The organism is Comamonas sp. AG1104 (assembly GCF_003350425.1).
Classification (GTDB): domain Bacteria; phylum Pseudomonadota; class Gammaproteobacteria; order Burkholderiales; family Burkholderiaceae_C; genus Comamonas; species Comamonas testosteroni.
Window position 1 is genome coordinate 87168 of record NZ_QQAS01000003.1, and the last position, 25283, is coordinate 112450.

20 protein-coding genes are annotated in these 25283 nt (G+C 63.8%); 4 read left to right on the forward strand and 16 right to left on the reverse strand.

From position 1 onward, the window contains the following. Positions 1 to 2: 2 nt before the first annotated feature. Positions 3 to 383, reverse strand: coding sequence for an arsenate reductase (glutaredoxin) (gene arsC / locus DFO48_RS08935; protein WP_042437682.1), 381 nt, complete (start codon positions 381 to 383; stop codon positions 3 to 5). A gap of 133 nt (positions 384 to 516) precedes the next feature. On the opposite strand from arsC, the gene DFO48_RS08940 reads away from it, so the two are divergent. Beyond that, on the forward strand, positions 517 to 1527 hold the full coding sequence (locus DFO48_RS08940) for a tripartite tricarboxylate transporter substrate binding protein (protein WP_003075396.1): 1011 nt from the start codon (positions 517 to 519) through the stop codon (positions 1525 to 1527). An 18-nt stretch (positions 1528 to 1545) separates the two neighbouring features. Here the strand turns inward: DFO48_RS08940 and DFO48_RS08945 are convergent, their stop codons facing one another. The 9 genes from DFO48_RS08945 to DFO48_RS08985 all read right to left on the reverse strand — a co-directional run bounded on the left by DFO48_RS08945 (position 1546) and on the right by DFO48_RS08985 (position 10678). Further along, the gene (locus DFO48_RS08945; protein ID WP_003075394.1) at positions 1546 to 2904 is read right to left on the reverse strand and encodes a nucleobase:cation symporter-2 family protein; all 1359 of its coding nucleotides are present in this window, start codon (positions 2902 to 2904) and stop codon (positions 1546 to 1548) included. Positions 2905 to 3213: 309 nt separating this feature from the next. Then, positions 3214 to 4599, reverse strand: coding sequence for an 8-oxoguanine deaminase (locus DFO48_RS08950; protein WP_114863176.1), 1386 nt, complete (start codon positions 4597 to 4599; stop codon positions 3214 to 3216). A 103-nt stretch (positions 4600 to 4702) separates the two neighbouring features. After that, positions 4703 to 5611, reverse strand: a complete 909-nt coding sequence (locus tag DFO48_RS08955) for a LysR family transcriptional regulator (protein ID WP_114863177.1) — start codon at positions 5609 to 5611, stop codon at positions 4703 to 4705. Positions 5612 to 5661: 50 nt separating this feature from the next. Next, on the reverse strand, positions 5662 to 6423 hold the full coding sequence (locus DFO48_RS08960; RefSeq protein WP_003075388.1) for a 1-acyl-sn-glycerol-3-phosphate acyltransferase: 762 nt from the start codon (positions 6421 to 6423) through the stop codon (positions 5662 to 5664). Positions 6424 to 6610: 187 nt separating this feature from the next. Continuing rightward, positions 6611 to 7903 (reverse strand): dihydroorotase, encoded by a 1293-nt coding sequence (locus tag DFO48_RS08965; RefSeq protein WP_003075385.1) that lies wholly within the window; start codon positions 7901 to 7903, stop codon positions 6611 to 6613. A gap of 186 nt (positions 7904 to 8089) precedes the next feature. Beyond that, a complete protein-coding gene (locus tag DFO48_RS08970) occupies positions 8090 to 9052 on the reverse strand; it encodes an aspartate carbamoyltransferase catalytic subunit (RefSeq protein WP_003051536.1) in 963 nt (320 codons plus the stop codon). A gap of 2 nt (positions 9053 to 9054) precedes the next feature. After that, entirely contained in the window at positions 9055 to 9573 is a 519-nt protein-coding gene (gene pyrR, locus DFO48_RS08975; protein ID WP_003075383.1) for a bifunctional pyr operon transcriptional regulator/uracil phosphoribosyltransferase PyrR, read from the reverse strand. Further along, complete coding sequence (gene ruvX / locus DFO48_RS08980) at positions 9570 to 10082, reverse strand: Holliday junction resolvase RuvX (protein ID WP_039049773.1); 513 nt, start codon at positions 10080 to 10082, stop codon at positions 9570 to 9572. Before ruvX ends, pyrR begins: the two co-directional genes overlap by 4 nt. After that, on the reverse strand, positions 10079 to 10678 hold the full coding sequence (locus DFO48_RS08985; RefSeq protein ID WP_003051525.1) for a YqgE/AlgH family protein: 600 nt from the start codon (positions 10676 to 10678) through the stop codon (positions 10079 to 10081). Before DFO48_RS08985 ends, ruvX begins: the two co-directional genes overlap by 4 nt. A 22-nt stretch (positions 10679 to 10700) precedes the next feature. Here DFO48_RS08985 and DFO48_RS08990 point away from each other — a divergent pair, with 22 nt between their 5' ends. Next, the gene (locus tag DFO48_RS08990; protein ID WP_114863178.1) at positions 10701 to 12191 is read left to right on the forward strand and encodes a deoxyribodipyrimidine photo-lyase; all 1491 of its coding nucleotides are present in this window, start codon (positions 10701 to 10703) and stop codon (positions 12189 to 12191) included. 201 nt (positions 12192 to 12392) lie between these two features. Here the strand turns inward: DFO48_RS08990 and DFO48_RS08995 are convergent, their stop codons facing one another. The 6 genes from DFO48_RS08995 to DFO48_RS09020 are packed head-to-tail and all read right to left on the reverse strand — an operon-like array spanning position 12393 to position 22857. Further along, complete coding sequence (locus tag DFO48_RS08995; RefSeq protein WP_114863179.1) at positions 12393 to 19019, reverse strand: Hpt domain-containing protein; 6627 nt, start codon at positions 19017 to 19019, stop codon at positions 12393 to 12395. 59 nt (positions 19020 to 19078) lie between these two features. Continuing rightward, complete coding sequence (locus tag DFO48_RS09000) at positions 19079 to 21325, reverse strand: methyl-accepting chemotaxis protein (RefSeq protein ID WP_114863180.1); 2247 nt, start codon at positions 21323 to 21325, stop codon at positions 19079 to 19081. Between the two features lie 19 nt (positions 21326 to 21344). Continuing rightward, complete coding sequence (locus DFO48_RS09005) at positions 21345 to 21872, reverse strand: chemotaxis protein CheW (protein ID WP_003075373.1); 528 nt, start codon at positions 21870 to 21872, stop codon at positions 21345 to 21347. Between the two features lie 15 nt (positions 21873 to 21887). Then, the gene (locus DFO48_RS09010) at positions 21888 to 22250 is read right to left on the reverse strand and encodes a PleD family two-component system response regulator (RefSeq protein WP_003071159.1); all 363 of its coding nucleotides are present in this window, start codon (positions 22248 to 22250) and stop codon (positions 21888 to 21890) included. Further along, entirely contained in the window at positions 22250 to 22654 is a 405-nt protein-coding gene (locus tag DFO48_RS09015) for a PleD family two-component system response regulator (RefSeq protein WP_034348530.1), read from the reverse strand. The genes DFO48_RS09010 and DFO48_RS09015 overlap by 1 nt, the downstream gene beginning before the upstream one ends. Positions 22655 to 22704: 50 nt before the next feature. Next, positions 22705 to 22857, reverse strand: coding sequence for a rubredoxin (locus tag DFO48_RS09020; protein ID WP_034399566.1), 153 nt, complete (start codon positions 22855 to 22857; stop codon positions 22705 to 22707). 115 nt (positions 22858 to 22972) lie between these two features. Here DFO48_RS09020 and DFO48_RS09025 point away from each other — a divergent pair, with 115 nt between their 5' ends. Both DFO48_RS09025 and hemL read left to right on the forward strand, forming a co-directional pair. Continuing rightward, on the forward strand, positions 22973 to 23941 hold the full coding sequence (locus DFO48_RS09025) for a bifunctional hydroxymethylpyrimidine kinase/phosphomethylpyrimidine kinase (RefSeq protein WP_034348529.1): 969 nt from the start codon (positions 22973 to 22975) through the stop codon (positions 23939 to 23941). After that, entirely contained in the window at positions 23925 to 25229 is a 1305-nt protein-coding gene (gene hemL, locus DFO48_RS09030) for a glutamate-1-semialdehyde 2,1-aminomutase (protein ID WP_114863181.1), read from the forward strand. The genes DFO48_RS09025 and hemL overlap by 17 nt, the downstream gene beginning before the upstream one ends. Positions 25230 to 25283 lie beyond the last annotated feature (54 nt).

Genomic DNA, 25283 nt, shown 5'->3' on the forward strand with positions numbered 1-25283 from the left:
CCTCAGATCAGCTCCAGCACCAGCTCCGGCGGGCGACAAAGCTTGGCCCCCTTGGGGGTGACCACAATGGGTCGATTGAGCAGCACCGGATGCGCAGCCACGGCCTGAATCAGCTGGACATCGCTGACGGCTGCGTTATCCAGACCCAGCTCCTTGAACTGGGCCTCCTTGGTACGCAGCAAGTCACGCACGGGGACACCCAGATGCGCCACCAGCTCAGCCAGCTCCGGCGCCGTCAGCGGCGTGGCGATGTAATCGACGATATTGGGCTCGATGCCATGCTCGCGCAGCAGCGCCAGCGCGCCGCGCGAATTGCTGCAGCGGCTGTTGTGAAAAATGGTGATGTCGGGGCGATTCACGGGGGTGTCTGTACTTGTAGTCATGACTGCAGTGTAGCGAGCCTGTGCCTGTCAAAGGCTTGGCAGGCAGCCACTGCATAGCAGCTATGCCGGCTGCGCCAGAGCCAGGCAGAGCGCCATCTCATAGACTGTCTGCAAAACATCATGAGGAGACAATATGCCCGCTTTCACCGCACGTGAACCCTCCTCTCTGAACCGTCGCCAATGGAGCCAATGGGCTGCGGCTGCCGCCTTGGGCAGTCTGACCGGCACTGCTCTGGCGCAGGACTCGAGGTACCCCAGCAAGGCCATACGCATGGTCATTCCGTTCACGCCCGGCGGCTCTGCAGACATTCTGGGTCGCGCCATAGGTCATGAGCTGACGACCGCCTGGGGCCAGAGCGTGGTGCCGGAAAACGTCGCCGGCGCAGGTGGCAGCATTGGCGCGGACCGCGTGGCAAAGGCCAGTGCCGATGGCTACACCCTGCTCATGGGCCATGTCGGCACGCTGGCCGTTACACCCACGCTCTACCCCAAGCTGCCTTACGACCCTATCAAGAGCTTTACGCCGCTGGCCTGGGTGGCGCGTGTGCCCAACGTGCTGGTCGTGCATCCATCGCTGCCGGTCAATGATCTGGCATCGTTCATCAGCTACGCCAGGGCCAACCCGGGCGCAGTGAATTTCAGCTCGGGGGGCAACGGCAGTGCCGCGCATATGACCATGGCCTATCTGAGCCTGCAAGCCGGGCTGAAGATGCAGCATGTGCCCTACAAGGGCACGGCACCGGCCGTCAATGATCTGGTGGCCGGCCAGGTTCAGGCCTTGTTCACCGGCATCCCTGCGGTGCTGGCCCAAATTCGCTCCGGCCAGATCAAGGCGATCGCCGTTTCATCACCTCAGCGCATCCCTGCACTACCCAATGTGCCTACCGTGGCCGAAGCAGGCTTGCCCGGATTTGAGGCCGACCAATGGTATGGCGTGGTCGGCCCTGCCAATATGCCCGCCGACGTGGTCGCCAAGATCAATCAGCAGATCAATGCATCGCTCCGAAGCCCTTCTATTCTTGAGCGTTTGCAAAGCGAAGGTGCCCAGCCCATGCCCAGCACGCCCAAGGTCTTTGCCGACCTCATAGTCAAGGACCTCGCGCGCTGGCGCAAGGTCATCGTCGACAGCAAGATGACGCTGTGAACGGGCAGCATTGAGGCTTCAGGCAGCAGCGGAAGCGGCGGCCACGGCAGCCGTCGCCGGCTCCAGCTCCAGCTCTTCCTCATGCGCATCGAACTCGCGCCCCGGCAGCAGCAGATTCAGTCCCACGGCCACCAGCGCACCCACAGTGATGCCCGAACCAAAGACCTCGCGCACAAAGGCAGGCATCTTGGACAGAAGATCGGGGCGCACCGTCACGGCCAGCCCGCAGCCCAGCGAGACCGCAATGATCAGACCGCTGCGACGTGTCTGCTCGGCGCTGCTGAGCATGCGGATGCCCGCCAGGATGATCATGGCAAACATCATCAGACCTGCACCTCCGAGCACGGGCTGGGGAATCGTCACCACCAGCGCACCCAGCACCGGGAACAGTCCGGCCAGCAGCAGCATCACGCCGGTCAGCATCACCACATGGCGGCTGGCCACGCCGGTGAGCGACACCACACCCACGTTCTGCGCGAAGGTGGAAACCGGCGGGCTCGACATCACGGCGGCAAAGGCCGAGCCCACGCCGTCGCACAGCATGCCGCTGGCCAGGCGCTTGCCGCGGATTGGCGTCTGCGTTGCCGCTCCCAGGGCCATGAATGTTCCGGTGGTCTCGACAATGGTCACGAGAAAGGCGATGGACATGGCAACGATGCCCGATACCGGAAAGCTCATACCGAAATGCAGCGGCTGAGGAATCGCGAAGATCGGCGCCTCGCGCACCTGGGTGAAGTCGATCAGACCCAGGGCCAGGCACAGCAGATAGCCGCAGGCAATGCCCAGCACCACGGCCGATGCCGAAATCACGCCCTTGCCCCATTGCACAAAGCCGATCACCAGCGCCAGCACAAAGCCGGCAATCGCCAGATTGCCCACCGCGCCGTAGCTGCCGCTGCCCACGCCGCCTGCGGCCCAATCCACGGCAACGGGCGTGAGCGACAGCCCGATCATGGTCACGACCACGCTGGTCACGGTATGCGGAAAGAAGCGACGGATCACCGGCATGAAAAAGCTGCCGATGATCATCACCAGCGAGCCCACCAATGAGGAGCCCAGGATGCCGGGAACGCCATGCTCCAGTCCCACGCTGATGCCCGCACCGACAAAGGCAAAGCTTGTGCCCATCACGCAAGGCAGGCGTATGCCGACAGGCCCCACGCCTCGGCACTGGATGATGGTGACCACGCCCGAGCCCAGCAAAGCCGCATTGACCAGGGCCACGATCTGGTCGGCCGGCAGCTTGAGCGCACCGCCGAAAACCAGCGGCACGGCAATGATGCCACCCAGCGCGGCGAGCAGATGCTGCAGCGAAAGCAGCGTAGTGGTGATGAGGCTGGGCGGACGGTCTTCCACCCCGTAAAGCAGTTTTTCCATGGTTGTGTCTCCTTTTCCCTATGCGATGGCCTCTTCAGAGGCACTTGTAGATATGTCGTCGAGGGGTGCCCGTGAGGGCTTCACTGCGTGCTTGGCTGTGTCGTGGCATATCTCCTTGGTCGAATCGGCGGTTGCAGCGGTAGGCTGAATCCAGCCATTCGGGACTGCATGTTGAGAACTGATGCCCTCACCTCAGGGTCAGCGAGCAAAGGCCGCCCCCGCAGCGAGGCTGTCGCCCCCCCTCTGGCGCAACGCACCAGAGAGGGGGAAGCGGCGGGGCCGCCTAGGCAAAGCCGCTCAGGGGGTGCATTACTGTCCCGCGGCCCGCTCGAACAGGCTGCGCGCAAGACGGCGGTGCTGGCCCAGCACGACAGGCAGGTCGGCCGTGAGCAGACGTCCACCCTCGACCACCACGCGGCCGTTGATGACGCTGCTGGATACATTGGCCGGTGTGCAGAACACCAGCGCCGCCACGGGGTCATGGCCGGCGCCCGCATAGCCGACAGCCTCCATGTCGAAGGCCACGAAGTCGGCCGACATGCCGGGGGCCAGCGCGCCGATGTCGTCGCGGTTGAGCACGCGTGCACCGCCCAGCGTGGCGATCTCCAGCGCCTCGCGAGCACTCATGGCCGCCGGGCCGTAGCCCACGCGCTGCAGCAGCATGGCCTGGCGCGCCTCGCCCAGCATGTGGGCTCCGTCGTTCGATGCGCTGCCGTCCACACCCAGGGCCACGGGCACGCCCGCATCGCGCATTCCGCGAATGGGCGCGATGCCCGAGGCCAGGCGCATGTTGGAGCATGGGCAATGCGCCACACCGGTGCCGGTGCGCGCAAACAGCGCAATGCCTTCGGGGTCCAGCTTGACGCAATGCGCATGCCAGACATCGCGCCCCACCCAGCCCAGGTCCTCGGCGTATTGCGCCGGGGTCAGGCCGAATTTTTCGCGCGAGAAGGCCACGTCGTTGTCGTTCTCGGCCAGGTGGGTGTGCAGCGAGACGCCATGCGCACGCGCCAGCACCGCCGATTCGCGCATCAGATCGCGCGTGACCGAGAACGGCGAACAAGGGGCCAACACCACGCGCAGCATGGAGTGGCGCGAGCCGTCGTGGTACTGCTGGATCAGGCGCAGGCTGTCGCGCAAAATGGCCTCTTCCTCCTCCACCACCACATCGGGCGGCAGACCGCCTTTGCTGCGGCCCAGGCTCATGGAGCCGCGTGCGGCGTGAAAGCGCATGCCCATCTGCTGCGCGGCTGCGATGGAATCATCAAGGCGCGATCCATTGGGGAACAGGTACAGATGGTCGCTGGTGGTGGTGCAGCCCGACAGCATGAGCTCGGCCATGGCGGTCTGGGTCGAGACATGGATCATCTCGGGCGTCAGATGCGACCACAGCATGTAGAGGTTCTGCAGCCACGAGAACAGCTCGGCATCCTGGGCGGCCGGCACGGCGCGCGTCAGGCTCTGGTACATGTGGTGGTGGGTGTTGACCAGACCCGGCGTCACGACCTTGCCGCGCATGTCCAGCACGCGCGCCTGGCCCTCGTCGGCCATGCGGCGGTATTGCGCCGGCAGCTCGGCCGTTGCACCCACCCACAGCAGGGCCGGTCCGTCCGCCACCAGCGCACCGCCTTTGATCTCGCGGCGCTGCGCATCCATGGTGACCAGTACGTCGGCATTCAGGGCTATCAGGGTCATGGGTTTCTTCCTCTCTAAACAAGAAGCACCAGTCTAGAGAGGCACCCAAGCGCGCGATAGCGCCGAATTCCGCCAACCATGTCCACAAAATGTGGACAGAAAATCAGCGTTTTCTGGCGTAGAGCCGTGCCAGCGCCGATTCGATGCTTGCTGCCATGAGCGAAGCGGCAGCGCTCAGCTCCGCCCCCTTGCGCACGAACAGCATCAGGGTCTGGCGCTGCAGATGCGCATCGCGCAGGGGCACAAAACTGAGCGAGCCGCGATCGAGCTCCTCCAGCACATCCAGCGCGTTGAGCAGGGCAATGCCCTCGCCCAGCATGACCAGGCGCTGCATCAAGGCCATGGAGGTGGACTCGGCCACCGGCGTCACCTCGATGGCACTGCGCGCGAAGGCTTCATCGAGCAGGCTGCGTATGGTCAGCGCCGGTGCTGGCAGAATCAGCGGATGGCCCACACATTCACTGAGCAGCAGCGATGACTGATGCGCCAATGGGTGCTTGACCGGCAGGATGGCTCCGATCTGCCATTCGCTGGCCGCCAGCATGCGCAAGCCGGGTCTGGGCGCCAGATCGTAGGCGAGACCCAGATCCACCTCCCCAGCTTCCACGGCGGACACAATGGCCTGCGTCGGCAAGTCGATGACACGCACGACCATCCCCGGATGACTGCTGCGAAAGTCATGCACCAGCGATGGCAGCAAGGAGCCCGCCAGGCCCGAGGTTGCCGCCACCGTGATCTCGCCGCGTCTCATGCCCTTGAAGTCGGCAATGCGCTCACGCAACGCGGCATGTTCGCGCAAGGTGCTGCGCACATGGGTCAGCACCATCTCGCCCAGAGGCGTCAGGCGCAGGCGGTTGTGGATGCGGTCGAACAGCGGCGCTCCCAGCTCGGCCTCCAGATCGAGAATCTGCCGGTTCACGGCCGTAGGAGCCACATGCAGGTACTCGGCCGCCTTGCGGATGGAGCCGCGGCGGACCACTTCATCTAGATAGCGCAAAACTCTGGCATGCATGCGCGCAGCCTACAGGGTTTGACGGAGCCAGCAAAGCGCCGGCAGAGCGCCTAGCTCTGGCGCAGCCTGTCCACTTCGGTGTGCAAGTCCTTGGCCCAGGCGCGGCGGTCGCGCCCTTGTGCGCTCTGCGCCTCGCCATAGTGCACCACGGCAATCAGCTGCTCCGAGCAAAGCACACGCCAGATGGAGCCCAGCAAGGTCTCGTCCCCCACATAGGTGGCGGCATAGCTGGTGCTGCCTGTCTTGCCATCGACAAAGCGCAGCCCCACGGGCTGCACCGGTGCATCGCATTGCACGGCGGCTTCGAGCAGATTGGAGTGAAACGAGAGCAGGCTGCGTCCATCGCCTGTCGTCCCCTCGGGGAAGACGGCGAGGATTTCGCCGCGCTTGAAGGCCTCTTCCATGGCTCCCACCATGCGCACGGCATCTCGGCGCGAGCTGCGCTGGATGTAGAGCGTGCCTGCAGCCGTCGCCAGCGTGCCGATGATGGGCCAGCCCTTGACGTCGGACTTGGAGATGAAACGGCAATGGCGCGCCGCATGCAGCAGCGGAATATCGAGCCAGGAGATATGGTTGCTGACCATGAGCACCGGACCTTTGGCCGGTGGCTGCCCTTTGACCTGCAGTTGCACCCCGGCCCGCAGCAGCAGCGTTGCGGCCCAGGCCTGCACATGCTCGTGCTGCTGCAGGTAGTGCAGCTGCGGAAAGCGAAACGCCACGATCCAGGCGCCCTTGGCCACATGGGCCAGCAGACGCAGCCCGCGCCATACCGCACGCGAGCCGGTTTTGATTTTGTGCAAGCCGTTTGCCATGATTCCCAAAGAGTTTAGCGACTCGCCTCGCACAAGTTGCACCAACTTGAAACCGGCAAGCGCCTAAGACTGGCGCAATGCAAAGTCAGAGGCACCGAGGAAGCGCCGCCGCGCACCGAAGGTGTCGTCCCCCTCCCGATGCAACGCATCGAGAGAGGGGGAAGCGGCAAAGCCACTCAGGGGGAGCCTATCGTTGATAAGCCACCGCACCATCCACAATGGTCAGGCTCACGCGCGCAGGCAGTTCATAGCCGTTGAATGGCGTGCTCTTGCCCTGACTTTGCAGCGTCTTGGGATCAACCGTCCACTCAGCTTCGGGGTCGACGATGCACAGATCAGCCACGCCGCCCACGCTGAGCTGCCCCAGCAGTGACTGCTGCTCGCCCAGGGCACTGCCCAGCACAGCCACGGGTGCCGAAGTCACGACTGCCAGTGCGCGGTTCAGCGGCACCTTGTAGTCGCGGCTCCACTTCACGGCAATCGACAGCAGCAGTTCCACGCCGGTCGCACCGGGTTCGGCTTCGGCAAAAGGCAGCACCTTGGCGTCTTCGTCTACCGGGCAGTGATCGGAAACCAGCGCATCGATGGTGCCGTCAGCCAGTGCGGCAGACAGCGCATCGCGGTCGCGCTGCTGACGCAGCACGGGCACCACGCGGGCACTGCTGTCGAAGTAACCGATGTCGTTCTCGGTCAACAGCAGAGAGTTGATGGACACGTCGGCGGTCACGTTCAGACCTTCGGCCTTGGCTCGGCGCACCAGCTCCACGCCGGCGGCGCTGGAGATGCGGCACAGGTGAACCCGGGTCTGCGAGCCACGGATCAGCTCGAAGATGGTGTGCAGCGCAATCGTCTCTGCCGCCACGGACACCCCGGCCAGACCCATGCGGGTGGCCAGCGCGCCGCTGGCAGCCACGCCCCTGCCCAGATCCTTGTCCTGCGGGCGCAGCCACACGGCGTAGCCAAAGGTGTTGGCGTAGCTCAGAGCACGGCTGAGCGTGGTGATGCTGGACAGCGGCACATCCGCCTGGCCGAAGGCCACGCAGCCGGACTCGGTCAGCTCGGCCATCTCGGTCAGGGTTTCGCCCTTGAGGCCTATGGTCAGCGCGCCCATGGGGAACAGACGCGACTTGTGCTGCTTCTCGGCACGGAACTTGAGCATTTCCACCAGGCCCTGCTCGTCGAGCACGGGCTCGGTATCGGGCGGGCAGACCAGGCTGGTCACACCGCCGGCCACGGCAGCCGCCATCTCGGACTGCAGCATGCCTTCATGCTCGTGACCGGGCTCGCGCAGACGCACGGCCAGGTCCACCAGACCAGGCAGCACCCACTGACCCGAGGCGTCGATTTCACGCTCGGCCACAAAACCATCGGGCACCGTGCCGATGGCAGCGATCACGCTGCCATCGATGGCGATATCGGCCTGCTGGTCGAAACCTCGTGCCGGGTCCATCACCCGGCCATTGCGAATCAGAATCTTCATGGTTTGGCACCAAATTGGCTTCCAGCCCTTGCCACACAAGCGCTAGCAGCTACAAAAATATTACTTATCTGAAAACCGGCGCGCTCCAAGCCAGAGACGCCGAGCAAGAGCCGCCTCGCAGCGAAGGCGTCGTCCCCCTCCCGCATTGCGAGAGAGGGGGAAGCCGCGCAGCGGCTCAGGGGGTGTTTAAGCCTCATTCCCCGCGACGATCGACATGACAGCCATGCGTACGGCGATACCGAAGGTCACCTGCGACAGGATCACGGCCTGCGGGCCGTCCACCACGGCGGAGTCGATCTCAACGCCTCGGTTGATGGGGCCGGGGTGCATGACGATGGCATCGGGCTTGGCCAGCTCCAGGCGCTTTTCAGTCAGGCCGAAGCTCTTGAAGTATTCCTGGCTCGAAGGCAGCAGCGCACCGCTCATGCGCTCGTTCTGCAGGCGCAGCATGATGATGACGTCGCAGTCCTTGATGCCCTCCTCCAGATTGTGGAAGACGCGCACGCCCATGCTGGCCATGTCCGAGGGCACTAGGGTGCGCGGGCCGACCACGCGCACCTCGGCAGCGCCGAGGGTGGTCAGGGCGTGGATGTCCGAGCGCGCCACGCGCGAGTGCAGCACGTCGCCCACGATGGCCACACGCAGATTGGAGAAATCCTGCTTGTAGTGGCGGATGGTGTACATGTCCAGCAGGCCCTGGGTGGGGTGGGCATGGCGGCCGTCGCCGGCATTGACCACATGCACATGGGGCGCCACATGCTTGGCGATCAGATAGGGAGCTCCCGACTCGCTGTGGCGCACGACAAAGATGTCGGCCGCCATGGCCGAGAGGTTGTCGATGGTGTCCAGCAGGGTCTCGCCCTTGCTGGCCGAGCTGCGCGCGATGTCCAGGTTGAACACGTCGGCCGACAGGCGCTTGGCCGCAATCTCGAAGGTTGTGCGGGTGCGCGTGCTGTTCTCGAAGAACAGATTGAACACGCTCTTGCCACGCAGCAGCGGCACCTTCTTGACTTCACGGTCGTTGACGCTGACGAAGTTGCTGGCCGTGTCGAGAATCTGGGTCAGGATGTCCTTGGACAGGCCTTCGGTGGAGAGCAGGTGGATCAGCTCGCCGTTCTTGTTGAGTTGGGGGTTGCGCTTGTACAGCACGATCAGGCCTCTTGAATGCGGAAGTGGAAAACACCGCCCTCGTCGCGCGCCAGCGCCAGGGAACGGTCGGCCGGCAGCGCCACGCGCGCTGCGGCAAAGTCGGCCTGGATGGGCAGCTCGCGCCCTCCCCGGTCCACCAGAACGGCCAGTCGCACGCTGGCGGGACGGCCGTAGTCATAGAGTTCGTTGAGCACGGCGCGCACGGTTCGGCCGGTGTAGAGCACATCGTCGAGCACCAGCACATCGGCGCCGTTCACATCGAAGGCGATCTGTGTCTGGGCGCTGGAGGCCATGCCGCGCTGGGCAAAATCGTCGCGGTGCAGCGAGGAAGACAGCACGCTGGGCTTGCCCTTGAGATTCAGATCCTTGTGCAGACGCTCGACCAACCAGGCACCGCCCGATGTGATGCCCGCCAGACGGGTGTTCGGCCCCATGATGCGCTGCACGCCGCGCAGCAGCTCGCTATACAGGGCTTCGGCGTCCAGGATCAGGCTGCCCTGACCGGCAATGGTTTCACTCATGGGAGACTCCTCAAAAACTGTTCAAGAATGATGCAGGCCGAAGCCGCGTCGGCGTCGCGTGCGCCCCCCGCCAGGGCTTCGGTCGTGCTGTAGCGTTCGTCCACCTCGTACACCGGCAGCTTGAAGCGGCTTCTGAGCTGGCGGCCGAATTTCAGGGCCCGGGCCGTGTTCTCGTGCGCCGCACCATCGGGGTGGTAGGGCACGCCTATCACCAGGGCATTGGGCTGCCACTCGCGGATCAGCTTCTCCACCGCAGCCAGGCGTGCATCCGCCCCTTCGGCCTTGATGGTGGGCAGCGGGTTGGCGCCGCCGAGCACGCGGTTACCCGAGGCGCAACCCGTGCGCTTGATGCCGAAGTCAAAGCCCAGGAACTGCTGGAAATGGGCCGGCACCTCGGGCTTTTGCGGTGCGGGCGCCGCTGCAGGCCTGGCAGCCGCATTTTCGGCCGAGGAAAAAGTCGAGGAAAAGGCCGCATCGGCGGCCTTGTTGGAAGAGGAAATATCGTTCATGCGCGACCCGACTCAGGAGACAGCATCCAGCGCTGCAGGCCCAGCAGGCCCAGAGCACGGTCATAGCGCTCGTCCACCGGGGTGCTGAAGATCACCTCGGGGTCGGCTTCCACGGTCAGCCAGGCGTTTTCGCCGATTTCGGATTCGAGCTGGCCCTCATCCCAGGAGGAATATCCCAGCGTGACCAGCACGCGCTTGGGACCGGCGCCATCCGACAGGGCTTCGAGCACATCCTTGGACGTGGTCATCTCCAGCCCACCAGGAATGGTCATGGTCGAGGCATAGGCCGATTCGTTCTCGGGGGCGCCTTCGATGACCATGGGCTCATGCAGCACAAAGCCGCGATCGGTCTGCACCGGGCCACCGGTAAAGACCTGCTGGTCGCGCAAATCATCGCGTTTGAGACCCAAATCCACTTTTTGCAGCAGGCCTTGCAGGCTGAGCTTGGAGGGCTTGTTGATAATCAGACCGAGCGCGCCACGCTCGCTATGCTCGCACAGGTAGACAACGCTGCGCGAAAACGACTCATCTTCCAGGCCGGGCATGGCAATCAGGAAGTGGTGCGTCAAGTTGATAGGCGCAGATTCTGCAGACATGCAGCGATTTTACTGGCGATCCATGACTCCTTCTTACCCTGTGGGCTTGATCTGGCTGCGGCGCGACCTGCGTCTGGCTGATAACGCAGCCCTTTATCACGCATTGCAGCAATGTGAAAAGCTGTATTGCGTCTTTGTCTTCGACGACAGCATTCTTGCCGCCCTGCCCCGCGCCGACCGCCGCGTGGAGTTCATCTGCCAGAGTCTGACCGAGCTGGATGCCGCCCTGCGCGAGGCCGCAGGACGCGCGCACACAGGGCTGATCACCCGGCGCGGCCTGCCCCAGGACATCATCCCGGCCCTGGCCCGGCAGCTGGGCGCGGGTGCCGTCTTCTGCAACGACGACGACGAGCCGGCGGCTCTTGCCCGCGACGCCCAGGTGGCGCGCAGCCTCAAGAGCCAGGGGCAGTTGCTGCTGCGCTTCAAGGACCACCGCATCTTTGCGCGTGACGAGGTGCTGACCCAGAACCTGTCGCCGTTCTCGGTCTTCACGCCCTACAAGAACGCCTGGCTGCGAAAGATCACACCGTTCTATCTCTCGGCCTACCCCAGCGAGCGCAATCTGGCGAGCAAGCTGGCCGATCTGCCGGACACCGAGCGCCGCCCGATCCCCTCGGCTGCGGATCTGGGCTTTGCCCCGGACACGCTGGCCGGCCTGCGCCTGCCCACCGGCGTCAGCGGCGCGCGCCAGTTGCTGGCCGACTTTCTTCCACGCCTGCCGCAGTACAAGACGGCGCGCGACTTCCCGGCCCTCAAGGGACCCAGCTATCTCAGCGTGCATCTGCGCTTTGGCACCGTCTCGATACGCGAGCTGGCCCGCCTCGCCCACGAGGCGGCCCACAATGAGGACTGGTCCGCCGCAGCACGCGAAGGCGCGGCCACCTGGCTCAGCGAGCTGATCTGGCGAGACTTCTACTTCCAGATCCTGGCCCACCAGCCCTATGTCGTAGAACGCAGCTTCAAGCCAGCCTATGACGCTATCGAATGGGAGACGGGAGCTGAGGCCGACGCCCTCTTCGCCGCCTGGTGCGAGGGCCGCACCGGCTACCCGCTGGTCGATGCCGCCATGCGCCAGCTCAATACCAGCGGCTATATGCACAACCGGCTACGCATGGTCACGGCCAGCTTTCTGGTCAAGGACCTGGGTCTGGACTGGCGCCGGGGCGAGGCCTATTTCGCCGAGAAGCTCAATGACTTCGATCTGGCGGCCAATAACGGCGGCTGGCAATGGGCGGCCTCCACGGGCTGCGATGCCCAGCCCTGGTTTCGCATCTTCAACCCGGTGACCCAGAGCGAGAAGTTCGATCCCGACGGCAAGTTCATCGCGCGCTACGTGCCCGAGCTGACGCCCTTGCCGGCCAAACTGCGGCATGCTCCCTGGCTGGCCAAGCCGCTGGAGATGGCCGAAGCAGGCATCGCACTGGGGCACGACTATCCCTTGCCCGTCGTGGATCATGCGGCGGCGCGGGAGCAAACCCTGGCGCGCTACGGAATCCTCAAGAAGGAGTCCTGATCTGCCTCCCGCCTTCAGGCCCTGTGACGGTCCTGGCCAACGGCACAGTACATGCTGCTTTGCACGCGACCGTCAGGTTCCCAGCCAGCTCCTTATCAAAAAAAGAAGCGGCTTGCGCAAGTCCATCATACATTTCAAATAGATATCAACCTGAAATGCAATACTGACTAGCGCAAGCCGCTTCCTTATCAGGAGCAGCGCTTATTCGACCACCACTCCTGGCTCCTCGGCAGGCCCGCCAAGCGGGCTGCGCTCAGGCGCGGGGCCCCTGCGCTGCAAGGCGTAGTGCTGGATCAGACCCAGCAGTTCCTCATCGGAATAGGGCTTGCCCAGGTAGTGATTGGCTCCCAGGTCACGGGCCATTTCGCGATGCTTTTGGGCAATGCGTGAAGTGATCATGACCACCGGCATGCCTTCGAGCTTCTGATCGGCGCGAATATTGCGCAATAGATCGAAGCCGTCCATGCGCGGCATTTCGATGTCGGACAGCACCAGGGTCGGGCGCTCATCCTGCAGACGCTCCATGGCTTGCAGGCCGTCAGCGGCCAATGTGACGCGGTAGCCTTCGCGCTGCAGCAGACGCTGGGTGACGCGGCGCACGGTGATGGAGTCATCCACCACCAGCACCAGTGGCACCGTGGTCTGCGCAGCTTCGGCGCCCAGCAGATCGGCACCGCCTGAATGAGCCTGCAGTTCGCCATCGGCTGCGGCCTGCTCGGCCCTGGCCAGCATGGCTCGCACCTGCTCGCCATGGACATTGGCCAGCGCCACCGGGTTGTAGATCTGCACCACGGCCCCCGAGGGCAGCACGGACATGCCGGTAAGGCCAGGCAGACGCGACAACTGCGGGCCCAGGTTCTTGATCACCACTTCCTGGTTGCCCAGCACTTCGTCCACATGCAGCGCCACACGCTGCGAGGCACTGCGCACGATCACCACGGGGCGCGTGCGACCGAGGTTCTCCTCGCTGCGCAGCGAGGTCTGCCACAGCGCACCAGCCCAATAGAAAGGCATGACTTCGCTGCCGTCCTGGAACTCCTGCTTGCGGTAGCTTTCCTCCAGCACATCGACGGGCACGCGGCGCACGATTTCCACTAGGTTGGCCGGCACACCCATGGACACGGCACCCATGCGCAGCATCACCACCTGGGTCACGGCCGTGGTCAACGGCACAACCAGACGGAAGGCACTGCCACGGCCTGGCTCGGTATGGGTTTCGATACGACCGCCCAGAGCATTCACCTCGGAACGCACCACATCCATGCCAATGCCGCGACCGGCAACGCCCGTCACCTCGGTGGCGGTGGTAAAGCCCGGCTCGAAGATCAGACGCCCCGCATCTTCCAGCGTCATGGGACGCTCGTCGGTCCACAGCTTGAGGCTGATGGCCTTGGCGCGAATCCGCTCCAGGTCCAGACCGGCCCCGTCGTCTTCCACGGACAGCGCCACGTCGTTACGCTCCTGACCCAGCACGATCTCGATGGTGCCCACGGCCGGCTTGCCCAGCTCCTGGCGCCGCTCGGGCGACTCGATGCCATGAGCCACGCAGTTGCGCAGCAGATGCTCGAAGGCCGGCATCATGCGCTCGAGCATGCCGCGGTCCATTTCGATGGTGCCGCCCAGGATGTTCAGGCGCACCTGCTTGCCCATTTCCTTGGACGTCTGGCGCACCACGGCGTACAGACGCTCGGCAAAGGAGTCGAACTCCACCATGCGCGTGCGCAGCAGATCTCGCTGCAGATCACGTGCCTGCCGGCCCTGGGCCACCAGATCGTCTTCGGCAGCGGCCAGATCCCGCTGCAGATTGCGCTGCACGGTGGCCACGTCATTGACCGATTCGGCCATCATGCGCGTGAGCTCCTGCACGCGGGTGAAACGGTCGAACTCCAGCGGATCGAAACCGGCTGCCGTGTCCTTGGACAGGGCCAGACGCGACTGCATCTGGCTTTCGGCCTGCACCTCGATGTCGCGCAACTGCGTGCGCAGGCGCTCCAGGTTGCCCGTCAAGTCATTGAGCGCCGAACGCGCCTGCGACAGCCGCGCATCGACACGCGAGCGGGCAATCAGCACTTCACCGGTCTGGGAAATCAAGCGGTCCAGCAACTGCGCCCGCACACGCACGGTCTGCTGCGATGCAGGACGCGGTACCACCGGTGCCGGCAGCTCAATGGCCTGCACAGAATCTGCGGCAGTCTTTTCTCCGGCTTGAGCTTCCGTTGCTGCTGGCGTTACAGCAGACTCCGCCGCGCTCAGATGCAAAGGCGCCTGAGCAAGAAGATCGTCCAGTTGCGCCAGCGGCTGCTCGGGCTCCTGCTCACCAGCCATGCGCAGCACATCGAAACTGGCTTGCAAAGCGTCAAAGCTGCTCAGCAGCGGCTCGATCGCTTCGGCGGTGGGCCGCTCCTGGTCGATACGCTCCACCGCCGATTCCAGGCGGTGGGCCATCTCACCCATGCGCATGGCACCGGCCAGACGGGCACTGCCCTTGATGGTGTGCAACGCGCGCAGGGCTTCGTTGCGAGCCTCATCCAGCTTCGGGCGCCCATGCCAGCGGCGCAGTGCAGCACCGAGCTTGGGCAGCAGGTCGATGGCCTCTTCCTCGAAAATGGGAAACAGGTCGGCATCGACCTGGTCGAGCACATCGATATCGTCTTCGTCATCTCCGGCATGCACCGCCAGAGCAATGGCTTCATCGATGCGGCGCTGCAGCTCGGCCTCATGCTCCACGCTGCCTGCGGCAGGGACCATGGAATACGGTGCCTGATCCGCAGTTTGTGCCACGGCATCCAGCAACGGATCGGCTGCCGATGCTCCTGCGTCTTCCTCGGCCACATCCTTGAGTCCATCACCCGCAAGCTCGGGCAAGGCCGCCTCCTGCGAAAGCTCGGCGGCAAAGTCCAGCGGCAAGTCCTTGGGATCTGCAGGCGGCTGCAGCGCCTGCACCTCGGGCCACTCTGCCTCATCCAGCTCAGCCAGATCGGACAGCTCAAGATCGGCAGTTTCAGCTGCCGCACCGGCATCGATCGGAGTATTCAGGATTTCACGCAGCGCGTCTTCGACAGCGGGTAAAGCGTCCTTGAGGAAGCCCGCCGCAAACTGGTGCAGCAGACGACGTACCTCATCGGATGCGGTCACGCATTGCTGAATCTGCAGCGCGCTGGCATAGCCCTGAGGCTGCAGATGCAGCAGTGCGTGTTCGAGCAGACGTGCCAGCTCCGACAAGGCCTTGAAGCCCACGGTACCGGAGCTGCCTGCCAGCGAATGCGCCAGCGCGATCGCATCATCGGGAATGGCGTCAGCTGGCTCTTGCAGCCATTGCTGCAGCACCTCGCCCAGACGTTCTGACCACTCGTCCGCTTCGTTGAGATAGACGTTGTACAGCGCTGCGCTGATGCGCAGGCCGTCGATATTGCGATAGCCGTCGTCCGGCTCACCTGTCTGTCCGGTCTGCTCGAGCACCGGCTCCTCAATCGCCAAGACTTCAGGCTCCGGCAGCTGAGCGGGTTCTTCGGCCATGACTGGCTCGGGCACGCCATCCAGCAAGGCTTCAATGGCCTCCAGCTCGATCGCTGCCTCTGCAGACGGCAGCTCGAGCGCCATCTCCACAGCGGCCGGCGCCCCGGTAGCTGCGTCCATGGCGGGGGGCTCCACGGCAGTCTGCATGTCTATGGCAGCCTGCTCGCTTTCACGCATGGCCGCTTCGAAGGCGGCGAAGTCCAGCTCCTGCACCTCTTCTGCACTGCTGCTTGGCTCCGTCACGGGCTGAGCTTGCATCAGGGCATCGGCAGCAGCGTCTTCGGTCTGCTCCGGCTCAGGCCTGCCTTCCGACTCCAGCGTGGGCAGCGCCGATGCTTCGAGCAACTCCGGCGCCACCAGCTGCTGCAGCAGATCGTCGGGAATATCCAGCTGCGGCAAGGCAAAGTCGGCCGTTGCCGATTCCGGCTCAAGCACAGGCTCCTGCACAGGTACGGAAGACAGCTCCTCCAGGGAGAAGTCCAGCTCCGGCATGGCAAATGCGGGCTCGCGCTGGGCGGGCTGGGCATCGGCGCCGGGTTCTGCAGCCAGGGGGCCGGGCTCCAGCGGCCACTCGAGCTCGGACCGCAGCTCCAGCACTTGCTCGTGCGCTGCGGCGGCTGACACCTCGGCCTGCTCCGTGTGCTGGGCGCGCTCGCCACGACGCGGAACCAGGGCCACATCGGCACGCTCGCCCTGCAGGCGCATGGCGTCTGCAGCGGCACGGAAGGCCGTGGCCGACCAGTTCTGCGCCTGCTGGTTTTCAATATCCTGCGCCCAGACGGCAAAGGCCTTCAGAGCATCCTGAGCCAGCTGCTGCATGGCCTGCGGCATGGGTCGCTGCTCTGCCAGCCACGCATTGAGCATCTGCTCCATGGCCCAGCCAGCTTCGCCAAACTCATCCAGCCCCACCATGCGCGAGCTGCCCTTGAGCGTGTGGAACGCACGGCGCAGCGTGGTCTGCTCGCTCAGATTGCCAGGCTCGTCCGCCAGCGCCTGCAGGGCTTGCTGACCGTTGTCCACGACTTCACGGGCTTCCTCCAGGAAGATGGACAGCAGCTCGTCGTCGCCATCGAGCTCGGCAGCGCTCAGCTCGGAGGGCGCCGACGCGGCTTCGGCCGCCGGGACTGCAGTGCGGCTCAAGGCCGTCAAATCCTCGCGGCCCGCTTCATCGCCTGCCGGCCTGCCCGACTGCATGTCCGCAAACACCTGGGCCATGGCATCGGCCAGTGCATCGGAGCCTGCCACTGCCGGCTCGGCCATGGCAGGTGCGGCCATGGCCTCGAAATCGGGCAAGGCACCGGGCTCGGTCGCGGCCCAGGGCGGGCTGTCCTCGTCGTCTGTGAGCCGGGCCTGCAAGGGCTGAGGCTGGGCCACAGGCCGCACTTCGGTGGGCGGCGGCGGGGCAGCGACCGAAGGCTCGACGGCCGCCGCAGTTGTCGGGGTGGCCGCTGTGGCGGATGCAGCAACCGCAGGCTGCACGGGCGCCACGCCCTCCATGGGAATGTCCACGGTCGGGCGGAAGGCTTCGGGGCCGCGACTGCGGCTATGGCCCATGACGATGCGCAGCTCGTCTTTTTCCTCGTCATAGACGAACAGCTTGCGCGCCATATTGCGCTGGTAGCTGAGCATGTCGATGAGAAAGCCCATGGCGCCCAGACTGCTGCCCAGCTTCTCGAAGATACGCGGCTGATTCTCGACCGTCACCTCGCCAAGCATCAGATGCTCGACGGTGTCACGCATGCGCTGCATGGCGGTTGCGGCCTGCTCGAAGCCCAGCACCGACAGCACGCCGCGCATCTGCGCCATCTGGCCCGGCACCGAGGCCAGCACCGAGGTGTCTGCGGGATTGCGAAAGAACAGATCCAGATGCTTCTCTGCCTCGCCCAGGGTGATGCGCAGCTCTCCAACCACCGATCCCATGGTCTGCTGGTCGCTGGCCTGACGGTAGAGCTCCTCCATCCAGACTTCCAGCGGCTCGGATTGCGCGCCATGCAAAGCCGCATCCAGACGCTGGACCAGCACGCTGGACTGGGCGGACTGTATTTCGTCGTCATGCCCGGCGGTCATGAAGCTGGCCTGCAGATAAAGCACTGCGGTCGCCACCTCCATGGCCAGCTCGGCCGGAGGCGGCTCCCCAATGCGCTCCACCGTCTCCGCCACACGAATCAGCGCACGCGCCAGACCGTGACTGACAGGCTGCAGCTTGACCAGCGACTCGGACACCAGCCCGAACTGCTCGGCCATGGATCTGATCTTGCTGCGGTCGCCGCCGGCGACGGCCGACCAGGTCTCGGCAGCAGCCGCAATGCGCTTGCGCGCCTGCACCAGCACCGATGGATCGAAGCGGCCATAGCGCGCCACGTGGTAGTCCACTACCGGCATGAGCTCCATGGCATAGGCCTCGTGCACGGCCTTCAGGCTGTCGCCGGCCTGCTCACGGGGCTTGGCCTGCGCGCAGAAGAACATCAGGTCCTGCAGCAGACGTGCGGGCGGCAGGCTGTCGCCCTTGGCCATGCTGGCGTACTGCATGAGCACGCGCGAAGCCATGCGCTTGACGTAGATATCTGCAGTGATGAGCCCGCGAGCCTGAGCATCAAAGAAAGCTGCGGCAATCTTCCAGAAACTGCGCGCCGCCACATCCTCGGCCTGGCCGGCCGCAAAGCGCCGGCAAAGCTCGCACATCTGGGCTGCCGCCTCGCGGTCGTCGCTCTTGACCATGCGCAGCACCACGCCGTCCAGCATGGCACGTGCATGCGGGCCATAGGCCAGCGGCTCGGGAATGATCCCGCTCCAGCGGGGCTCGCGCGCACGGCGCTCGGCAGGCCACAGGTCTGCCGGGTGGGCCTTGTCATTGCCGGCCAGCACCTGGGTCTCACGGTACTGAGGGAACAGGGCTACGGCCGAGACCTGCTGACCGGCCAGCACGGCCTCCAGGAATTCCATCAGCGCAAAGTGCGTGCGCTCCAGCGTGCTCGCCGCTTCCTGCGTGCAATATTCGGGACGCTGCACAAAGCGGTTGACCGCAGCTTCCATGCTGCGCAACACCTGCGCCGGGGCGGTGACGCCCACCATCTCCAGCGCGCCGCAAGCCTGATGCAGCTGCTGGCGTGCAATGCGCAATGCCGATGTATCCAACTCCTCAAGATCAGACAAACGGGCCGCATCTGCATCGCGCATGAAACGGCTCACAGCCTTGGTCGCCGCCTCCAGCGACTTGCGCACTTCATCGAGCACCCAGGCCAGCGGGCCCAGATCCTGCTCTGCAGTTGCAGACATGGCTGTACGTATTGGCGAGTCGTCAACCACTGACATGCTCTAGTTCCTTAACCCTCAAGGGTCGTGCATTTTTATGAGAGAAAGAGCCAGTCAAATCAGGCAATCTTGAATCGGGAAACAGACTGACGCAGCTCTTCAGCCATGTGGGAGAGCTCTCGCACCTGCTGCGCAGTGGTGCGGGTTCCCTCACCGGTTTGCTCGGTCACGGCAAAAATGTGCTGAATGTTTTCGGCCACGCCGTTGGCCATGTTGGCTTCACGTGATGTGGAACTGGAAATCTGCTCAATCAGCTCGGCCAGTCGGCGCGACACGCTGTCAATTTCAGACAGTGCAGTACCAGCAGAGTCGGACAGACGAGCCCCTTCCACCACACCCTGGGTAGAGCGCTCCATAGCGGCCACGGCATCCTGGGTGTCGGTCTGAATGGCCTTCACCAGCGCGGCAATCTGTCGCGTGGCGTCTGCCGAGCGTTCCGCCAGGCGCTGCACTTCTTCCGCCACCACCGAGAAGCCGCGACCAGCTTCACCGGCAGATGCGGCCTGGATGGCGGCGTTCAGCGCCAGCACGTTGGTCTGCTCGGTAATGTCGGAAATCAGTTCGGTAATTTCACCGATCTCCTGGGACGACTCACCAAGACGCTTGATTCGCTTGGAAGTGTCCTGAATCTGATCTCGGATGGAGTTCATACCGCCGATGGCGTTCTGCACGGCCTTGAGACCCGAGTCCGCAGCCTGCAGCGACTGGCGGGCCACCTGGGCCGATTCCTGGGCCTGGGCCGAGACGTTGTTGATACGGCCGGCCATGTCCAGAATCGACTTGCCGGTTTCACGAATTTCATGCAGCTGCTCGTTCGATGCAGCCAGCAGTTCGGTCGATGTGACGTCCACCTGCTCGGTGGTCTGGGCCACACGGGTCACGGTGTTCTGCACCGAGCCCACCAGAGCGCGAAGCTCTTCCACCGTGTAGTTCACCGAGTCGGCAATCGCGCCCGTGATGTCCTCGGTCACTGTGGCTTCCTGCGTCAGATCGCCCTCGGCCACAGATTGCAGCTCGTTCATCAAACGCAAAATAGCCGCCTGGTTGGCGTCGTTGATGCGCTTGGCCTCCTGCTCCTGCAAACGTGCATCGACCTGGTGGCGCTCGGCCTCCTGCTGGCGTGCCCGGCTGTCCAGCAGTTGCACGCGCGAGATGCCGATACCGCTCAGAACCACGGTCAAAATGGCGATGGCCAGCAGAGCCAGCTGCAGCATGCTGGCCCCGCCCAGTCCCTGCAGAGCCGTCTGCAGCTGCTCCAGTTGCTGACGCAGCGGTTCGCTGTCGTTGTTGATGCTGGTCTGCGCTTCCCGGGCCGACACCAGCCCTTGCAGATTGCCCAGAATGGCGCTGGCCTGGGTACGCGTATCGTCGTACTGCTTGATCAGCATCTCGAGCTGTTCACGCACCTGGGGATCGCGCGCCGCCGTCAGCCGCATCTCGGCGCTGCCGTTGAGCAGACCTTCGGAGATTTCCTTGAAGGAGTTCAAATCCTTGCCCAGCAGGAAAACGGCCTCGGGACTCACGCCCTCCATGGTCTGGAATTCGTTGGCAGACTTGGCAATACGCTGAGTCAGCATCACCAGCTGACCGGCAGCAGAGATCTCGGCCGCGCCTGCACCTTGCTGCAGCTTCAGCGAAGAAATGGTTTCTGCGGTTTCCAGCAGATCGGAGGACTGACGGTTGATGGTGCGCAGCGCGTCGCCCACTTGAGTCAGAGTCTTTTGCTGCCCGAGAATCAGACCGGCGCTCTTTTCCGCTCGCTCCACCAGGGTGCTGATGGAGCTGAGCTCATCCTGCAAACCGCCGCCCAGCGCGTTCACGCCCAGATCGGAATCGCCGGCAGCCAGCGCTCGCACGTTGCGCGCCAGAACACCGGCGCTGTCCTTGACGTCGGAAAATGCAGGAGCGGCTCCCGTCATGGCGATGGAGACCGACTTGGCCAGACGTTGCGACTGCATCAATGCCTGACCGGTCGCCGCCAGTTGCTGGTTGGAGTTGCCCGCTTCGCGCAGCATCCATGCCGACAGCACCACCAGCACCAGCACCGAGCCACCGAGCAAGGTAAACAAGGTGCGCTGATGCTTGGCAGTCGTGGCCGCACCAAGAATAGGCAGGCTCACCAGTTCGTCCGCACGGCTGGCCTCCTCATCAACGCCGAAGACGGAAGGTGCCCCCTGCACGCTGTTGAGAGCTCCGTCGTACATGTCCTGTACGACCGTGTCTCCCATCATGCCGCTATCACCACTGACGGCTTCCGCGATGGGCTTGCGTCGGAACAACTGATTTATTTTCTGTGCAAAGGACATAGCGCTGTATCCAGGAACCTCAAGCACGAATGCTCAAAAATTTGGCGGTTTGAGACAGGGACTGCAATTTCAGCTCCTGCCAGCGGCGGCCGCTCGCATCGATATGGACGGCACCGAAGAAACTCGGGGAACGCTCAGGCGCAGGCTCGGCCTTGGAAAACGCATCTGCGGCACGCAGGCCCAGCAGACGATCGGCCAGCAGGGCTGCGTTGACCTCCAGGGCAGGGTTGAAGGCCAGCAGGCTGCAGTCCATCAGTTCCTGCTCATTGCGGACATTTCCATGTCCCAGTAATTGAGCCAGGTCCACAACCCCCATCAAAGCACCGCGCAGATTGGCGATGCCCAGAAACCAGGCCTGTGTGTATGGGACGGGCTGAACGCCGGTCCAGGGAAAGATTTCTCCCGCCTGATTGAGCGGCAGCAAATAATCCCGCCCGCCAGCCTGCACTGCCAGCCAGGCAGCAACGCTGACGCCTTCGCTGCGTGCTGCCTGCAGGCGCCCGGCCAGACGGGATTGAAGATCTCGGAGGGCTTCGCGGTTCGCCATAAGCAGCGCAGCTCGTTATAGCGCTGCGATCTTGGCTTGCAGCTCGGCTGCATCCACGGGCTTGGTGATATAGCCACGTGCGCCTTGACGCATGCCCCAGACCCGGTCGGTTTCCTGATTCTTGCTGGTGCACATGATGATGGGCACATCGGCATACAGGGGATCGCGAGAGATGGCGCGCGTCAGCTGAAAGCCGTTCTGTCCGGGCATTACCACGTCCATCAGGATCAGGTCGGGCTTGTCTTCGGCCAGGCGCTTCATGGCTTCCTCGCCATTCTCTGCGGTACGCACCTGCATGCCCTGCTTTTGCAAAATATCGCTCAGAGCCATCAGCTCCGTCTTGGAATCGTCAACGACCAGAACTTTTTGAATTGTCATCATGCAGCTCCCACATCTGCAGCTTGCAGCGCGAATTGTCGTACGGCTTGCAGCAATTGATCTTTGGTAAATGGTTTGGTCAGATAGTCTTGACAGCCCACCATGCGACCACGAGCCTTGTCGAATACACCGTCCTTGGATGACAGCATCACGACGGGCGTATTTGCAAAGCGAGCATTGCGCTTGATGATGGCGCAGGTCTGATAGCCATCGAGCTTGGGCATCAGAATGTCGCAGAAGATGAGCTGGGGCTGGTAGTCATTGACCTTGGACAGGGCATCGAAGCCATCGTCGGCAAGAAGAACTTCGTGACCACCTTGCTTGAGGAAAATTTCAGCGCTGCGGCGAATGGTGTTGCTGTCATCCACGACCAGAACGCGCAAAGGCGCACCAGATGCTGTCACGTTGAAATTCCTCCCAATTCGGTCGTTGATGGAGTGAGCGGCTCTTGCACTCAGATTTCCACCATTTCAAAATCTTCTTTGCGTGCACCGCATTCCGGGCATGTCCAGTTCATGGGTACATCTTCCCAGCGGGTGTTCGGAGCAATTCCATGTTCGGGGCAACCTTGGGCTTCGTCATAAAGCCAGCCACAGGTCAAACACATCCAGGTTTTAGGGTCAGTCACAGCTTAAAGGGGCTTCACATAGAATGCAACGATTGTATCTAGTCACAACCCCGGCTCCCACCCTTGCATTCCCGGGTGCAAACTGGGGTGCGCCATGGCATTGAACCCCATCTCCTCTCCCCCCCCTCGCCGCACCCGCCAGGAAGAAGCGACAGAGTCCGCTCCCGTCTGCGTGCTGTCCTTCAACAGCAGTGACCCCAGCGGAGCCAGCGGTCTCTCGGCCGACATCGCCACCATCTCCTCCATCGGCGGCCATGCGCTGCCGGTAGCCTGCGGCGCCTACGCCAGAGACACGGCCCGCATCTACGAGCACTTTTCACTCGACGATGACGCGGTGACCGAGCAGGCGCGCATGGTGCTCGAGGACATTGCCGTCACCGCCATCAAGGTCGGCTTCGTGGGCAGCCCTGCCAATCTGGCCGCCATCGCCACGATCTCATCGGACTACCCCGACATTCCCATCATCAGCTACATGCCGGACCTGTCCTGGTGGGAGGACGACAAGCAGGATCAGTACCTGGATGCGTTCAAGGAGCTTGTCCTGCCTCAAACCTCGGTGTTGGTTGGAAACCACAACACGCTGTGGCGCTGGCTGCTGCCGGACTGGGAAAACAGCCGCGCGCCCACGGCGCGCGACATCGCCATGGCAGCCGAGGCGCTGGAAGTGCCTTATGTGCTGGTGACAGGCATCCCCCTGCCCGACCAGTTCGTGGACAACGTGCTGACCACGGCCCAGTCCGTATTGGGCAACAGCAAGTACGAGATGTTTGACGCCACGTTCACAGGTGCCGGTGATACGCTGTCCGCTGCGATTACGGCCCTGCTGGCCACCGGCAACGATCTGGGCGCCGCGACGCTGGAGGCGCTGGAATACCTGGACCACAGCCTGGATGCCGGCTTCAGGCCCGGCATGGGCCACTATCTGCCCGATCGTCTGTTCTGGGCCCAGCCCACCGAGGACGAGGAGTCCGAAGACGAGCAGGCCGAAGATGCCACCGATGACGAACCCGACTCCAAGCCGATTGAAGGCTTTGTGATTCCCTCTCATGACACAAAACACTGATCTGAATATTGCATTGTTCGAGCGCGCCAAGGGCGTGATCCCTGGCGGCGTGAACTCGCCCGTGCGCGCTTTCGCCGCCGTGGGCGGCACGCCGCGCTTTGTGAAGCGCGCCCAGGGCGCCTATTTCTGGGACCAGAACGATCAGCAGTTCACTGACTACATCGGCAGCTGGGGCCCCATGATCCTGGGCCACGGCCACCCCGAAGTGGTCGAGGCCGTGCAGGCCGCCGTGCTCGAAGGCTTCAGCTTTGGCGCACCCACCGAGCGCGAAGTTGTGCTGGCCGAGAAGATCCGCGCCCTCATGCCCAGCATGGACATGGTGCGCCTGGTCAGCTCCGGCACCGAAGCTGGCATGAGCGCGCTGCGCCTGGCGCGCGGCTACACCGGCCGCAACAAGATCATCAAGTTCAACGGCTGCTACCACGGCCATGCGGATTCGCTGCTGGTCAAGGCCGGCTCGGGTCTGGCCACCTTCGGCGCCTCGTCCTCGGCCGGTGTGCCTGCCGATGTGGCCAAGGACACCATCGTGCTGGAGTACAACGACGTTGCCCAGCTCGAAGAGGCCTTTGCCAAGATGGGCAGCGACATTGCCTGCGTCATCATGGAGCCGATTGCCGGCAATATGAACTTTGTGCGCGCCTCGGTGGACTTCACCCGTCGCATCAGCGAGCTGACCCGCGAGCATGGCGCGCTGCTGGTCTATGACGAAGTCATGACGGGCTTTCGCGTCGCCCTGGGCAGCGCCCAGAGCCTGTACGCCAAGGAAATCGAAGGCTTTGCGCCCGACATCACCGTGATGGGCAAGGTCATCGGCGGCGGCATGCCCATGGCGGCATTCGGTGCCCGCCGCGAGATCATGGAAAAGCTCTCGCCGCTGGGCCCCGTCTACCAGGCCGGCACGCTGTCGGGCAACCCCATTGCCACGGCCTGCGGCCTGAAGACGCTGGAGCTGATCAGTCGTCCCGGCTTCCATGCCGAGCTGCACCTCAAGACCGGCCACCTGATGCAGGGTCTGAAGGCCGAAGCCAATGCCGCCGGCATTCCCTTCAGCGTGGACTGGCAAGGCGGACTGTTCGGCTTCTATTTCCTGCCCGAGCTGCCCACGCACTATGCCCAGGTCATGAAGACCGACGGCAAGGTCTTCAACAAGTTCTACCACGGCATGCTGGAGCGCGGCCACTACTTTGCCCCGGCTCTGTATGAGGCAGGCTTTGTCAGCGCGGCGCACAGCGACGAAGATATCGACCGCACCATCGAAGCGGCTCGCGAAGTGTTCAAGACGCTGTAAGTTCGCAGCCTCGCCCCAGGCCCTGCAGCCGATGCCTGCAGGGCTTTTTATTTT